12 protein-coding genes are annotated in these 14,164 nt (G+C 70.6%); 2 read left to right on the top strand and 10 right to left on the bottom strand.

What is annotated here, in order from left to right:
* Window positions 1-32: 32 nt before the first annotated feature.
* Window positions 33-1,379 (top strand): HNH endonuclease signature motif containing protein, encoded by a 1,347-nt coding sequence (locus tag V6R91_RS13770; RefSeq protein WP_336395759.1) that lies wholly within the window; start codon window positions 33-35, stop codon window positions 1,377-1,379.
* A 145-nt stretch (window positions 1,380-1,524) separates the two neighbouring features.
* Here the strand turns inward: V6R91_RS13770 and V6R91_RS13765 are convergent, their stop codons facing one another.
* The 8 genes from V6R91_RS13765 to rsmA all read right to left on the bottom strand — a co-directional run bounded on the left by V6R91_RS13765 (window position 1,525) and on the right by rsmA (window position 10,294).
* Entirely contained in the window at window positions 1,525-2,658 is a 1,134-nt protein-coding gene (locus V6R91_RS13765; RefSeq protein WP_336395758.1) for a sugar-binding protein, read from the bottom strand.
* Between the two features lie 42 nt (window positions 2,659-2,700).
* Window positions 2,701-4,023, bottom strand: a complete 1,323-nt coding sequence (gene mmsB / locus V6R91_RS13760; protein WP_271061015.1) for a multiple monosaccharide ABC transporter permease — start codon at window positions 4,021-4,023, stop codon at window positions 2,701-2,703.
* Window positions 4,020-5,651, bottom strand: coding sequence for a multiple monosaccharide ABC transporter ATP-binding protein (mmsA, locus tag V6R91_RS13755; RefSeq protein WP_442928124.1), 1,632 nt, complete (start codon window positions 5,649-5,651; stop codon window positions 4,020-4,022). The genes mmsB and mmsA overlap by 4 nt, the downstream gene beginning before the upstream one ends.
* 46 nt (window positions 5,652-5,697) lie before the next feature.
* Complete coding sequence (locus V6R91_RS13750) at window positions 5,698-6,687, bottom strand: LacI family DNA-binding transcriptional regulator (protein WP_067245486.1); 990 nt, start codon at window positions 6,685-6,687, stop codon at window positions 5,698-5,700.
* A gap of 107 nt (window positions 6,688-6,794) precedes the next feature.
* Window positions 6,795-7,205 (bottom strand): hypothetical protein, encoded by a 411-nt coding sequence (locus V6R91_RS13745; protein WP_271061016.1) that lies wholly within the window; start codon window positions 7,203-7,205, stop codon window positions 6,795-6,797.
* A gap of 114 nt (window positions 7,206-7,319) precedes the next feature.
* Window positions 7,320-8,249: a 4-(cytidine 5'-diphospho)-2-C-methyl-D-erythritol kinase gene (locus V6R91_RS13740; protein WP_336395757.1), complete on the bottom strand. Its 930-nt coding sequence runs from the start codon at window positions 8,247-8,249 to the stop codon at window positions 7,320-7,322.
* Window positions 8,250-8,256: 7 nt separating this feature from the next.
* On the bottom strand, window positions 8,257-9,321 hold the full coding sequence (gene mgrA / locus V6R91_RS13735; RefSeq protein ID WP_231820354.1) for an L-glyceraldehyde 3-phosphate reductase: 1,065 nt from the start codon (window positions 9,319-9,321) through the stop codon (window positions 8,257-8,259).
* Window positions 9,322-9,451: 130 nt separating this feature from the next.
* Window positions 9,452-10,294: a 16S rRNA (adenine(1518)-N(6)/adenine(1519)-N(6))-dimethyltransferase RsmA gene (gene rsmA, locus V6R91_RS13730; RefSeq protein ID WP_336395756.1), complete on the bottom strand. Its 843-nt coding sequence runs from the start codon at window positions 10,292-10,294 to the stop codon at window positions 9,452-9,454.
* A 64-nt stretch (window positions 10,295-10,358) separates the two neighbouring features.
* Here rsmA and V6R91_RS13725 point away from each other — a divergent pair, with 64 nt between their 5' ends.
* On the top strand, window positions 10,359-11,660 hold the full coding sequence (locus V6R91_RS13725; RefSeq protein WP_336395755.1) for an MFS transporter: 1,302 nt from the start codon (window positions 10,359-10,361) through the stop codon (window positions 11,658-11,660).
* Window positions 11,661-11,682: 22 nt separating this feature from the next.
* On the opposite strand, the gene V6R91_RS13720 is transcribed toward V6R91_RS13725, so the two are convergent.
* Window positions 11,683-12,564, bottom strand: a complete 882-nt coding sequence (locus V6R91_RS13720; RefSeq protein WP_336395754.1) for a TatD family hydrolase — start codon at window positions 12,562-12,564, stop codon at window positions 11,683-11,685.
* Between the two features lie 13 nt (window positions 12,565-12,577).
* A complete protein-coding gene (gene metG / locus V6R91_RS13715) occupies window positions 12,578-14,155 on the bottom strand; it encodes a methionine--tRNA ligase (RefSeq protein ID WP_271061021.1) in 1,578 nt (525 codons plus the stop codon).
* Between the last annotated feature and the right edge of the window lie 9 nt (window positions 14,156-14,164).

Genomic DNA, 14,164 nt, shown 5'->3' with positions numbered 1-14,164 from the left:
AATGTCGGGCCGTCCGAAGTTGGGCTCGGAGTATGCCCGATCTGATCCGCATCCTCCAGCAGACGGCCGCCGCCCTGGCGTCGGCGCGGTCGGACGGGGCCACGCTCACCCGCGCGGACCTGATCGCCGCGAACGACGCCGCCGGCCTGGTCCGGCGCCGGCTCGACGCGGTGCACGCCGAGATCGCCGCCCGCATCGCGGAGGAGTCCCGCCCGGAGCTCGGGCCGGAGAGCCTGGCGAAGCAGCAGGGGTTCCGTACGCCCGCCCACCTCATCGCGACGAGCACCGGCGCCTCCGCGGGCGAGGCGCAGCGCCTGGTGAAGGTCGGCGAGGCCACGGCACCGCGGACCAACCTGATCGGTGAGCCGATGCCGGCACGGTATCCGGCGGTGCAGGCCGCGCTGCACGCGGGCACGATCGGCGCGTCCGCGGCCGGTGCGGTCATCGCGCTGCTCGACCGGGTGCGCGTGACGGTCGGCGCACAGCGGGTCGCCGAAGCGGAGCAGGTGCTGACGGAGCAGGTGCCGGGACTCTCGATGGACGAGATCCGGAGACTGATCGTTCGCGCCGAGGCCTGGCTGGACCCGGACGGCGTTGCGCCCCGGGAGGAGCAGCTGCGCGCGCAGCGCTCGCTGACGATCGTCGAGCGGGACGGCATGATCCACCTCGACGGCCGATTCGACCCGGAATCCGGCGCCCCTCTCCTCGCCGCGATCGACGGATACGTCTCCGCGGAGTTCGCGGCCACGCGTGAGGGGCGCCGCCCCGGGGCCGTGGACGCCGACCGCCGCCCGGTCGCGCAGATCCGCGCGGATGCGTTGTCGCATCTCGCCGCCCATCCGCTCGGCTGCGAGCGGAGCATGCCCCTGAACGGCGCCACGGTCGTGGTGCGCGTCGGGCTCGACGATCTCCAGACGGGCACGGGGTCCGCGACGATCGACGGCATCGCACAGCCGGTGAGCATCGCCACGGCCCGCCGGATGGCCGCCGGGGGAAGCGTCATCCCCTGGGTCTGCGGCAGCCGGGGAGAGATCCTCGACTGGGGTCGACGGCGGCGGCTCTTCAGCCGGGCTCAGAAGCTCGCGCTGACCGAACGCGACGGCGGGTGCGCGATGTGCGGTCTCCCGCCGCATCTGACCCGGGTCCACCACATCCGGTGGTGGACCCGCGACACCGGCCCCACCGATCTCGACAACGGGGTCCTCCTCTGCGAGACCTGCCACCATCTCATCCACGACAACGGCTGGGACATCCGGATCGACGGCACCGGCGTTGCGGCGCGGGTGTGGTTCCTCCCGCCGCCGTGGACCGATCCGGCGCGCACGCCGCGCCTCGGCGGGCGGGCGAGGACCGATCCCCCGCTGTCTCTCACCGGCTGACGCCCTCGCTCATCCGCGGCGATCCGTCGCATGCGGCGATGCCGCTGACGCCCGATTTCCGATGCCCCGGCCATCGCGAAGGGCCGCACGGTCACGACCGTGCGGCCCTTCGGCGTTCCGCTTGCGACGAGGACGCCGCCGGCGGTCACTGGTACTGCTTGACGATCTCCAGCAGGTTCGGCACGTTGGCGTACGCCTCGGCGGCGTTCTCCTTCGTGACGATGACCGGGTCGAGCAGGTACGAGGGAACGACCTTCACGCCGTTGTCGTACTGCTCGGTGTCGTTGACGTCGACCTCCTCGCCCTTCTGGAGCTGGCCGACCATCTTGATCGACTGCTCCACGAGCAGGGCGGTGTCCTTGTTGATCGTGGAGTACTGGATGCCCTCCATGATCGACTTGACCGACTCCACCTCGGAGTCCTGCCCCGTGACGACCGGAACCGGCTTGCCGGCCTGCTGGACGGAGGTGATGATCGCCCGGGCCAGCGTGTCGTTCGGCGACAGCACGCCGTCCACGGTCTTGTCCCCGTACGTCGAGGTGAGGATCGAGTCCATCCGGCGCTGCGCGTTCTCGGCCTTCCAGCCGTCGGTCGCTGTCTGCTTGATGTCGGTCTGCCCGGACGCCACGACGAGCGTGCCGTCGTCGATCTTCGGCTGGAGGACCTCCATGGCCCCGTCGAAGAAGACTGCCGAGTTGGCGTCGTCCGGCGACCCGGAGAAGAGCTCGACGTTGTAGGGGGCCGGGTGACCGGCGCGGGCCTCGAGGCCGTCCAGGAGCGCCTGGCCCTGGAGCTGTCCGACCTTGAAGTTGTCGAAGGCGACGTAGTAGTCGACCGCGTCCGTGTTCTCGATCAGACGGTCGTAGGCGATGACCGTCGCCCCGGCCTCGTGCGCGGCCTGCACCTGCGTGGACAGCTGCTTGCCGTCCTTCGCGCCGATGATGATGACCTTCGCTCCGCCCGTGACCATGGCCTGGATCTGGTTCTGCTGCTCGGCCACGGTGTTGCTGGCCGGGGCGTACTGGACGTCGGCCTTGAACCCGGCCTCTTCGAGCCCGTCCGTGAACAGCTTGCCCGCGAGCACCCAGTTCTCACTGGTCTTGTCCGGGAGGGCGACGCCGATCGTCGCGCCCGCCTCGAAACCGGCGGGAGCGGAGGTCTCGGATCCGCCCTCGGAGGTGCCGCCCGAGCCGCCGCCGCGCTCCGAGGAGCAGCCGGCGAGAGCCATGACGCCGGCGGCGACGAGCGCTGTCGCCCCGAGCAGGATTCGCTTCTTCATGTGATCTCTTTTCTGGTGTCCGGCGGTCGCGGCGACGACCGCCTACTTTCCGCTCGCCGACGGGCTCGCGGGGGTCGGGAAGGGCTCCGGCTCGCGCCGGGAGAGGCGCCGGGTGAGGAACCCGGTCACGGAGGGGCGTCCCTGCTGCTTGTTCCACACGTCGATGCCGACCGCGACGAGCAGCACGAGGCCCTTGATCATTGCGACGACGTCGGCGCCGAAGCCGAGCAGCGCGAGACCGTTGTTGAGGAACGCCATGACGAGGCCACCGATGATGGAGCCGATCACGGTGCCGATACCTCCGGAGACGGCCGCGCCGCCGATGAAGACGGAGGCGATCGCGTCCAGCTCCCAGCCGTTGCCGTCCTGCGGACCGGAGGCGGTGGCACGGGCGACGTAGATCATTCCGGCGACCGCGGCCAGGACCGACATGTTCATCATCACGAAGAAGTCCGTCCAGCGATCCTTCACGCCCGAGAGCCGGGCGGCCTGGCGGTTGCCGCCCACGGCGTAGATGTGCCGCCCGAACACGGTGTTGCGCGTGAGGAAGGTGTACAGGATGACGAGCACGAGCAGGATCACCCCGGAGATCGGGAAGCTGGTGCCCTCGCGGCCGGTCGCGAACAGCCAGCCGGCGTAGAGGATGACGGCGGAGATCAGCACCACCTTGACGATGCTCACCCACAGCGGCGCCTGCTCGGCCCCGATCTTGCGCTGCGACCGGCGCAGCCAGAACTCGAACCCGACCACCCAGCAGACGGCCAGCACCGCGAGGATCATCGTCGGCACGTTGAAGTTCAGCGGAAGCGCCAGCTCCGGGAGGTATCCGGCCCCGATGTACTGGAATTCCTTCGGTACCGGCACGGTCGCCGAGTCCCCGATGAACTGGTTGGCGCCCCGGAAGAAGAGCATGCCGGCCAGGGTCACGATGAACGCGGGGACCCCGACGAACGCGACCCAGAAGCCCTGCCACGCCCCGACGAGGACCCCCACGCCCACGCCCAGCAGGATGGCCGCCCACCAGGGCCAGTGCCACTCCGCCATGGACTTGGCGACGATGATCCCGGTGAAGGCGGCCACCGAGCCGACCGACAGGTCGATGTGGCCCATGATGATGACCATCACCATCCCGATCGCGAGGATCAGGATGTAGGAGTACTGGTTGACGACGTTGATGACGTTCCCCGGCGCGAGCGTGAGCCCGGTGCCCTTGGCCACCAGCGTCCAGATCTGGAACACCGCGATGATGACGATCAGGCTGCCCAGGATGCCGAACTGCCGGCCGGTGGACTGCCCTCCGCCGAACATCTTCCGGATGTCGCCGAAATGGAAGCCGCGCTTCTCGGTCTCGGTCGTCGTGCTCATGCGGTGGTCTGCGCCTTCTGGGTCAGGGAGGTCATGCTGCGCATGAGCGCCTCCGGGGTGGCTTCGGATGCGGGGATGCAGTCGGTGACGCGTCCCTCGAAGACGGTGTAGATGCGGTCGGAGATGCCGAGCAGCTCCGGCAGCTCGCTGGAGATGACGATGACGCCCTTGCCTTGCGCTGCGAGCTCGTTGATGATCGCGTAGATCTCGTACTTCGCGCCCACGTCGATCCCGCGCGTGGGCTCGTCGAGGATGAGCAGATCCGGATCCGTGAACATCCACTTCGCCAGCACGACCTTCTGCTGGTTGCCGCCGGAGAGCGTGTTCACGCCCTGCTCCACGGTCGGTGTCTTGATGCGCAGCGACCGACGGTACCGCTCGGCCACGGAGGCCTCCGCGCGGTCGTCGACGACGCCGTGCCGGGCGATCTTGGAGAGCTTCGCCGACACGATGGACCTCTTGATGCTGTCGAGGAGGTTGAGCCCGAGCACCTTCCGGTCCTCGCTGACGTAGGCCAGGCCGTGGCGGATGGCGCTGCGCACGTCGGGGATCGTGATCTCGCGGCCGTCCTTGATCACGGTCCCGGACAGGAACGTCCCGTAGGAGCGCCCGAAGATGCTCATCGCGAACTCGGTGCGCCCCGCGCCCATGAGCCCGGCGATGCCGACGACCTCGCCGCGGCGGACCTCGATGCTCGACCCCTTCACGACCATCCGCTCGGAGACCGTGGGGTGCTGGACCCACCAGTCCTTGACCTGGAAGAAGACCTCGCCGATCTCGGGCTCGCGGTCGGGGTATCGGCTCTCCAGGGAGCGTCCGACCATGCCGCGGATGATGCGGTCCTCGTTGATCTCCCCCCGGCCGATGTCGAGCGTCTCGACCATGCGGCCGTCGCGGATGATGGTGATCTCGTCCGCGATCTGCTCGATCTCGTTGAGCTTGTGGCTGATGATGATCGACGTGATCCCCTTGGCCTTGAGCCCGAGGATGAGATCGAGCAGGTGCTGCGAGTCGCTCTCGTTCAGCGCGGCCGTCGGCTCGTCCAGGATGAGGAGCTTCACGTCCTTGTTCAGCGCCTTGGCGATCTCGATCAGCTGCTGCTTGCCGACGCCGAGATGCTTGACGGCGATGTCGGGATCCTCGTTGAGTCCCACCCGCGCCAGAAGCTCCACCGTGCGGCGCTTCTGCTCGGTCCAGTCGATGCGGACGCCGCGGCGGACCTCGTTGCCGAGGAAGATGTTCTCGGTGATCGACAGCTCGGGGATCAACGCCAGCTCCTGGTGGATGATCACGATGCCCGCAGCCTCGCTCGCCGCGATGTCGCGGAAGCGCTGCTCCTGCCCGTGGAGCAGGATCTCCCCGTCGTAGGAGCCGTAGGGGTAGACGCCGGACAGGACCTTCATCAGAGTCGACTTGCCGGCGCCGTTCTCCCCGCAGATTGCGTGGATCTCGCCGGTCCGGACCGTCAGCGAGACGTCCGCGAGCGCCTTCACGCCCGGGAACTGCTTCGTGATGGACCGCATCTCCAGGATGGGGCCCGACACGGCCGGCAACGTTGCTGTGGTGCTCACGGGACTTCCTCGATACCGACGGCCACCTCCGATGTGACCGTTCACATTGGGTAACATCGTGCATCGCCGCCCCCGTACTGTCAAGTGCGGCGCGCGATTCGCGTCAGGACCGTGACGCGGCGGATTCGCGACCGCAGAGGACGGGCACCACCGGCCCAAACGACGGAGGCTCCTCGCCGCGGATGAGGGCGAGCAGGATCTGCACGGCGCGACGCCCGAGCTCGGGGAAGTCCTGGTGGATCGTCGTCAGCGGCGGGGCGACGTGCGCCGCGACCGGGATGTCGTCGAACCCGACCACGCTCACGTCGGCGGGCACGCGCAGCCCGGCGTCGCGGAAGCCGTGCATCAGCCCGATCGCCATGATGTCGTTCGCGGCGAACACGGCCGTGAAGTCACGGCGGCGGGCGAGCTCCTGTCCCGCGAAGTACCCGAAGTCCGCCGTCCAGTCGCCGCGGATCGGGGGGAACGTCGGCAGGTCCGCGTCGCGCAGGGCCTCGAGGTACCCCCGCATCCGCGACTCGGCCTCGATCCAGTCCTGCGGACCCGCGAGATGCAGGATGTCGGTGTGCCCGAGCCGGATCAGGTACTCGGTGATCATGCGGGCGCCGGCGACCTGGTCCGCGGACAGGCTCACACCGTCGGATCCCGAGGCCGTCTGCAGGCTCACGAACGGGACCGCGACCGCCGTCCCCCGCAGCACGTTGAACACGCGGACCTGCGGCGCGAGGACGACGATCCCGTCCACGTGCTCGCGCACGAGCTGCCGCACCGCGGCGCCGATCGCCTCCGGCGTCGTCTCCGGCAGGTTCAGGGTGCTCACCGAGTATCCCTCGGCGCGCGCGGCGTCCTCGATCGCGGCGATGGACGAGGTGGGGCCGAACTCCCCCGTGGTGGCCGAGAGGATCCCGAGCGTGCTGGAGCGGCTGGTGGCCAGCGCGCGGGCGGCGACGTTCGGCCGGTAGTCCAGGACCGCGATCGCGTCCAGGACCCGGGCTTTCGTCTCGGGGCGGATGCTGGGATGCTCGTTGAGCACCCGCGACACGGTCTGGTGCGAGACGCCGGCCAACCGCGCCACGTCCCGGATGCTCGGCATCCGGGCGCGATCGGGAGGGCTGGACAACACGGCCTCCCGGAATGTGCACGGTCACATGGGTCTCCCCATTATGACCTGCCTCCGGGTCCGCCGCATCCGCGCCGGCGCTAGGCCAGTCCGCCGTAGAGGAGCTGGGTCGTCTGCGGGTCCCGCGCCAGCCGCACCCGGTCGCCGCCCCGCGGGATCTCCAGGCGCGAGACCAAGGTGGTGAGCGCCTGCTGCCGCCCGTCGAGATCCACGACGAGGACCACGCTCGGGTTGTCGTTGATCGTCATCCCGGTGTCCTGCACCGACACGACCGTCGCGATCTCCACCGGGACGCCGGACGCGACCAGCGCCGCGAACTGCTCGGGCGCGTTCAGCGCCGCCATCCCCTGCTTCATGCTGTCCGTGAACTCGCTGCCCATGAAGGCCTTGGTCATCCTGCCCATGAACCCGCGCCCCTCGGCGATGTCCTCGGCCATCCTGGCAGCGTCGGCCTGGCGCTCCTGCATCGACTTTCGGTTGAACAGTCCCATCCGGATCTCCCGTCGTCCTGGCAGCGATTCCGCTGCGTCCGGACGTCACGCTACGGAAGGACCCGGCGCTCCCGATCACGGATTCGGAGTCGTCGGCGACCGTTCATCCGGGGTTCAGCCGATGACCCGCGCGCCGGGGACCGGGCCATGCACGTGGAGCGCCCGGCGTCCGGACGCGCCCAGACGCTCCCGGACCCGTGCGGCGATGCCCGGCCCCTCGCACAGCAGCGCGACCGTCGGGCCGGAGCCGGAGACGATCCCCCGCAGCGCCCCGGCGGCCACGCCCTCGTCGATCACCGTCTGCAGATCCGGTCGGTCCAGCAGGGCCGCGACCTGCAGGTCGTTGTGCAGCTCGTCGGCGAGCACGTGCGGATCGCCCGCGCGCAGCGCCTGCAGCACGGCCGGCGGGACGTCGAGCGAGAGCGGCGGGTCGTCCGCGAGCACCCCCTCCTCGTCGCGGTGCGCGTCCAGGCGGCCGTAGACCGCCGGCGTGGACATGCCCTCGTCGCTCGGCACGAGCACCCAGTCGAGCCGGCCGCGCGCCAGCGCCGGCGTGAGCACATCGCCGCGGCCGGTCCCGACCGCGGTGCCGCCGTGCAGGGCGAACGGGACGTCCGCGCCCAGTCGCGCGGCCAGCTCGTGCAGACGCGCGATGCTGAGCCCCGTCCCCCACAGCGCGTCGCACGCGACGAGCGCCGCCGCCGCGTCGGCCGAGCCGCCGCCCATCCCCCCGGCCACCGGGACGCTCTTGTGCACCGCGAGGTGCACGCCGCCCTCGTATCCCGTCGCCGACGCCAGGAGCTTGGCCGCACGCATGGCCAGGTTCCGGTCGTCCGTCGGCACGGACTCCGGGTCGACCTCGCCCTCGACGGTGAGGTGGAAGCCGGGGGCGGCGGTCGCGACCACGTCCTCCGTGAGCGACACCGCCTGGAACACGGTGGCGAGGGCGTGGTAGCCGTCGTCGTGGCGTCCGCCGACGCCGAGGAAGAGGTTGATCTTCCCCGGCGCCCGCACGCGCACGGACGGGAGGGCGGCCGGGTTCATGATCGGCTCACAGCTCCGAGGAGCGCGCCCAGAGGTTCACGTCGATGCGCCCCGCGAGCTCGTCGATGCGCGACAGCTCCTCGTCCGTGAGCGGCGCGGCGTCCAGCGCCGCGAGGTTCTCGTCGAGCTGCTCGGGCCGCGAGGCGCCGATCAGCGCGGACGCCACGACGTCGTCGCGCAGCACCCACTGCAGCGCGAGCTGGGCCAGGGACTGACCCCGCTCGCGAGCGATGTCCGCGAGCGCACGCAGCGTCGTCAGCCCCTCCTCGCTCAGCGGGGCGTCGGGGAGCGAGCCGCGCTTCTGCGCCCGCTCCGCCGTGCCGTCCTGGAGGTACTTGCCGGTGAGCAGCCCCTGGGCGAGAGGTGTGAAGGCGATCGCGCCCATCCCCTCCTCGCGGAGGGTGTCCGTGAGACCGTCCTCGACCCAGCGGTTGAGCATCGAGTAGGCGGGCTGGTGGATCACCAGCGGCGTCCCGAGGTCGCGGGCCACGTCGATCGCGGCCTCGGTGCGCTCGGCGCTGTACGAGGAGATCCCGACGTAGAGCGCCTTGCCCTGGCGGACCAGGGTGTCCAGCGCCCCGACGGTCTCCTCGACCGGCGTCACCGGATCCACCCGGTGCGAGTAGAAGATGTCGACGTAGTCGAGCCCCATCCGGGTCAGCGACTGCTCCGCGCTGGCGAGGATGTACTTCCGGCTGCCGAGGTCGCCGTAGGGACCCGGCCACATGTCCCACCCGGCCTTGGACGAGATGATGAGCTCGTCCCGGTACGGGCGGAGGTCCTCGGCGAGGATGCGCCCGAAGTTCTTCTCCGCGGAGCCGTACGGGGGGCCGTAGTTGTTGGCGAGATCGAAGTGCGTGATCCCGCGGTCGAACGCATGGCGCAGGAGCGCGCGCTGGTTGTCGAGCGGGATGTTGTCGCCGAAGTTCCACCACAGCCCCAGCGAGATCGCGGGCAGGTACAGCCCCGAGGAGCCGACCTGGCGGAACCGGGCGCGCTCGTACCGGTCCGGCGCGGCGGAGTACGGGCGGTGGACATCGGGCACGTCGGGGCGGAAACGCGAATCGGTCACGCTTGTCAGGGTAGCCCTCGCGCGCCGGCCGCAGGCTCCGGTTTCGGGGCGCATTCCCGGGTTTCGGGGCGCCTCCCGGTGCCGGCGAGCCCCATCCGGCGCCCCGAACCCGCGGATCGCGCCCCGGATCTCACGCCGCGGCGCGCGCGATGCGGTGGTAGTCGTCCACCGTCAGGTCCTCGCCGCGCGCCGTCGGGGCGACGCCCGCGGCCTCCAGCACGGCGGACGCCGCCGCCGAGCCGCCGAACATCCCGGACAGCGCCTGGCGCAGCATCTTCCGCCGCTGGTTGAACGCCGCGTCCACGATCGCGAAGGTCCGGCGCCGCTCCTGCTCGGATCCGCGCGGCTCGGCATCGCGCACGAACCCCACGAGCAGGCTGTCGACGTTCGGCACCGGCCAGAAGACCTGCCGCGAGACCGTGCCGGCGAGGTGCCACGGGCCGTACCAGGCGGCCTTCACGCTGGGAGCGCCGTAGATCTTGGATCCCGGCTTCGCGGCGAGCCGCTCGGCGACCTCCGCCTGCACCATCACGACGCCCCGCCGGATCCGCTCGAAGGTCTCCAGGAAGTGCAGCAGGACCGGCACCGACACGTTGTACGGCAGGTTCGCGACGAGCACCGTCGGATCGCCGGGGAGCTCGGTGACGCGCAGGGCATCGGCGTCGACCACGGTCAACGCGGCCTCGGGGACGCCGTGCGTCCGTGCCGTCTCGGGCAGATGCGCCGCCAGGCGGTGATCGATCTCGACCGCGGTCACCCGCGCACCGGCCTCCAGGATCGCGAGGGTCAGGGATCCGAGCCCCGGGCCGATCTCGACGACCGACTCCCCCTCGCGCACGTCCGCGGCCTGCACGATCTTCCGCACCGTGTTCGCGTCGACGACGAAGTTCTGCCCCAGCTTCTTCGTCGGGGTCACGTCGAGCTCGGCGGCCAGGCGGCGGATCTCGGTCGCGCCGAGCAGGGTGACGGTCATCCCCCCATCATCCCGCATCCGCAGGCCGTTCCCGGTGTCCTCGCCCCGCCCTATGATCAAGCGGGTGACCACTCTCGGGGAGCTCATCGCACCGCGGCGAATGGGAACGGACTTCCGGTGGCTGCTGGCCTCCTCCTGGACGAGCAACGTCGGGGACGGGATCGCCCTGGCCGCCGCTCCCCTGCTCATCGCCTCGATGACGGACGCGCCGTTCCTCGTCGCGGCCGGCGCCATGCTCCAGTTCCTGCCCTGGCTGCTGTTCGGTCTGCACGCCGGGGCCATCGCCGACCGCTTCGACCGACGACGCCTCGTCATGGTCGCCAACGCCGCCCGCGGCGTCGTGGTCCTCGCCCTGGCGGTGTTCCTCCTCACCGGATCGGCCACGATCGGCATCGTCCTGGCCGCCGCGTTCCTCTACGGCACGGCGGAGGTGTTCGTGGACACCGCCGGCAGCACGCTGCTGCCCATGCTCGTCCGGAAGGCGGACCTCGGGATCGGCAACGCCCGCCTTCAGGCCGGGTTCCTGGTCGCGAACCAGTTCGCCGGGCCTCCCCTCGGCGCGTTCCTCTTCGCGCTGGGCGCGTTCTGGCCCTTCCTCGTGCAGGTGCTGTGCCTGGGCCTGGCGATCGTGCTCATCGCCCGGATCGCACGGACACCGGTGCCTCCGCGCCCCGACCAGGACGCCGCGGGAGCGGGAACGTCCCGGGCACGCGAACGGACGGCGGTGCACACCGACATCGCAGAGGGCATGCGCTGGCTCTGGCGCAACCCGCCCGTGCGCATGCTCGTGATCATCATCCTCGCCTTCAACGTCACCTGGGCGGCGCCGTGGGGCGTGCTCGTGCTGTACGCGACGGAGCACCTGAAGATGGGCGCGGTCGGCTATGGCGCGCTCACGACCGCGTCCGCCGCGGGCGGCCTGCTGGCGACCCTGAGCTTCGGCTGGCTGGAGCGGCACGTGTCGTTCGCGGCGCTGATGCGGATCTGCCTCTCGCTCGAGGTCGTGATGCACCTCGCCTTCGCCCTGACCACATCCGGCACCGTCGCCCTCGCGATCATGGTCGGGTTCGGGGCGTACGCGTTCGTGTGGGGGACGATCTCGACGACGGTCCGCCAGCGTCTGGTCCCGCACGAGCTGCAGGGACGAGTGGGATCGGTCAACATGGTCGGGGTCTTCGCGGGCATGGTGATCGGCCAGGCGCTGGGCGGAACGATCGCGCAGTTCTGGGGACTGACGGCGCCGTGGTGGTTCGCCTTCGTCGGCGCCGCGATCACGCTGGCGCTCGTGTGGCGCCCCATCTCGCACATCGCGGCCGCGAAACCGATCCCGGACGCCGAGCCGGCGGCGGAGCCCGACCCCGCCTGACGCGCCTGCGCCGGACGCGCGATCAGTCGAACGCGCCGTAGACCGCGCGGGTGTTCTCCGCGACCTGCGCGGCGAGCGCGTCCGTGTCCAGGCCGAGCTCGGCGGCCATGAACCGCAGGGTGATCGGGATGAGGTACGGGGCGTTCGGGCGCCCGCGCAGCGGCACGGGCGCGAGGAACGGCGCATCGGTCTCGACGAGGATCCGGTCGAGAGGCGTCACCCGGAGGGCGTCGCGGAGGTTCTGCGCGTTCTTGAACGTCACGGTGCCGGCGAACGACAGGTAGTACCCCGCGTCGGCGCACGTCCGGGCCATCGCGTCGTCTCCGGAGAAGCAGTGGAACACCGTCCGCTCCGGCGCACCCGCCCGCGACAGCGTCGCGAGGACGTCGTCGTGCGCGTCGCGATCGTGGATCTGCATCGCCAGACGATGCTTCTTGGCCAGGGCGATGTGCGCCTCGAACGACGTGTGCTGCGCGGCGCGCCCGTCCTCGCCGGTCCGGAAGTAGTCGAGTCCGGTCTCGCCGATCGCCCGCGTCCGGGGATGCGCGGCGAGCTCATCGATCACCGCGAGCGCCTCGTCGAGCCGTCCGTGCGCAGCATAGGTCGGCGCGTCGTTGGGGTGGATCGCGACGGCGGCGAGCACCCGTCGGTCGGCCTCGGCCGCCGCGACGGCCCAGCGCGACGACTCGATGTCGCCGGACGCCTGGACCACCCCGGCGATCCCCACGGCCTCGGCGCGATCGAGCTGCTCGGCGAGCGTGAGCGGGTCGTCCCCGTCCTCGATCTCCAGGTGGCAGTGGTTGTCATAGACCGGGACCGCGAGCGGCTCCGGTGCGGGCGGGTAGCGCAGGTCCTTCCGGCCGTCCGCGGAGCGCTCACGGACGTAGGTGTCCGGATGCGTCATATCCGTCGCCTCCTCAGGCCGTCGCCTCCACGCGCGGGAACAGCGGGGCGAGCGTCCGCACGCGCGTCTGCGCGGGCAGCTGGCCCCAGCGTCCGGCCTCGCGCACGGGCTGCGCCGTGAGGGGACCCAGTTCGGCCTCCGCGCCCAGCGCCGCCCACAGCGTCGCGGTGGACTGTGGCATCACCGGCGAGAGCAGCACGGCGAGGGCGCGCAGTCCCTCCGCGCAGGTGTACAGGACGGTGCCGAGACGCGCGCGCTGCGACTCGTCCTTCGCCAGGCTCCACGGCTCGTTCTCCGTGATGTAGCCGTTCAGCTCGTCCACGATGGTCCAGATCGCGCCGATCGCCTCGTCGATCCGGAAGCGCTCCATCGCGGCGTCCGCGTCCGCCGCGGCAGCCGCCACGACCTGCTGCACGGCGCGGTCCTGCTCCGTGTACTCCCCCGCCGCGGGGACGGCGCCGTCGAAGTACCGCTCGACCATCGCGACGGTGCGGGAGGCGAGGTTGCCGAAGCCGTTGGCGAGCTCGGACTGATACCGCGCCGACAGGTCCTCCCAGGAGAACGAGCCGTCCTGCCCGAAGGCGATCGCGGACAGGAAGTAGTACCGGTACGCGTCGGAGCCGAAGACGTCGGTGATCTCCGTCGGCGCGATGCCGGTGAGCTTGGACTTCGACATCTTCTCGCCGCCGACGAGCAGCCAGCCGTGGGCGAAGACGCCGCGCGGCACCTCGAGGCCCGCCGCCATCAGCATGGCCGGCCAGATCACCGCGTGGAAGCGCAGAATGTCCTTGCCCACGACGTGGTAGCCGGGCCAGCGGCGGCCGAACTGCTCCTCGTCGGTGCCATAGCCCACCGCCGTGACGTAGTTCAGCAGGGCGTCCACCCACACGTAGATGACGTGCGAGGGATCCCACGGCAGGGGGATCCCCCAGTCGAACGTGGAGCGGGAGATGGACAGGTCCTTGAGCCCCTGCGAAACGAAGGACACGACCTCGTTGCGCGCGGAGTCCGGGCGCACGAAGTCAGGCTCGGTCCGGTACAGCTCCAGCAGGCGGTCCTGGAACTCGCTGAGCTTGAAGAAGTAGTTCTTCTCCTGCAGCAGCTCCAGCGGCTTGGAGTGGATCGCACAGACCTTCAGTCCCTCGAAGGGACCCGTGCCGTCGACGATCTCGGACTCGGGCTTGAACTCCTCGCAGCCCACGCAGTACAGCGCCTCGTACTCTCCGGCGTAGATGTAGCCGCGGTCGTACAGCGCCTGGAAGAACTTCTGCACGTTGGTCTCGTGCCGCTCCTGCGTGGTGCGGATGAAGTCGTCGTTGGCGACGTCGAGCGTCTTCAGCAGCGGGAACCAGCTCTCCCCGACCAGGCGGTCCACCCACTCCTGCGGGGTGACGCCGTTGGCGGCCGCCGCGCGCAGCATCTTCTGCCCGTGCTCGTCCGTGCCGGTGAGCATCCACGCGTCGTCCCCGGCCTGGCGGTGCCAGCGCGCCAGCGTGTCCACGGCGACGGAGGTGTAGCCGTGGCCGATGTGCGGCACGTCGGAGGGATAGTAGATCGGCGTGGTGATGTAGAACGATTCGCCTGCGGGCATGCCCTCGAT

The organism is Microbacterium sp. CCNWLW41, assembly GCF_037083505.1.
The sequence above is the reverse complement of the archived record's forward strand: the minus strand, read 5'-3'. Positions and strand labels throughout refer to the sequence as shown.

What these genes read in the sequence shown, in the direction of transcription:
- V6R91_RS13770 (WP_336395759.1), top strand. Translation starts at nt 33, where the DNA reads ATGCCCGATCTGATCCGCATCCTCCAGCAGACGGCCGCCGCCCTGGCG.
- V6R91_RS13745 (WP_271061016.1), bottom strand. Translation starts at nt 7,205, where the DNA reads ATGGGACTGTTCAACCGAAAGTCGATGCAGGAGCGCCAGGCCGACGCT.
- mmsB (WP_271061015.1), bottom strand. Translation starts at nt 4,023, where the DNA reads ATGAGCACGACGACCGAGACCGAGAAGCGCGGCTTCCATTTCGGCGAC.
- metG (WP_271061021.1), bottom strand. Translation starts at nt 14,155, where the DNA reads ATGCCCGCAGGCGAATCGTTCTACATCACCACGCCGATCTACTATCCC.
- V6R91_RS13720 (WP_336395754.1), bottom strand. Translation starts at nt 12,564, where the DNA reads ATGACGCATCCGGACACCTACGTCCGTGAGCGCTCCGCGGACGGCCGG.
- V6R91_RS13740 (WP_336395757.1), bottom strand. Translation starts at nt 8,249, where the DNA reads ATGAACCCGGCCGCCCTCCCGTCCGTGCGCGTGCGGGCGCCGGGGAAG.
- V6R91_RS13750 (WP_067245486.1), bottom strand. Translation starts at nt 6,687, where the DNA reads ATGCCGAGCATCCGGGACGTGGCGCGGTTGGCCGGCGTCTCGCACCAG.
- rsmA (WP_336395756.1), bottom strand. Translation starts at nt 10,294, where the DNA reads ATGACCGTCACCCTGCTCGGCGCGACCGAGATCCGCCGCCTGGCCGCC.
- V6R91_RS13765 (WP_336395758.1), bottom strand. Translation starts at nt 2,658, where the DNA reads ATGAAGAAGCGAATCCTGCTCGGGGCGACAGCGCTCGTCGCCGCCGGC.
- mmsA (WP_442928124.1), bottom strand. Translation starts at nt 5,651, where the DNA reads ATGTTACCCAATGTGAACGGTCACATCGGAGGTGGCCGTCGGTATCGA.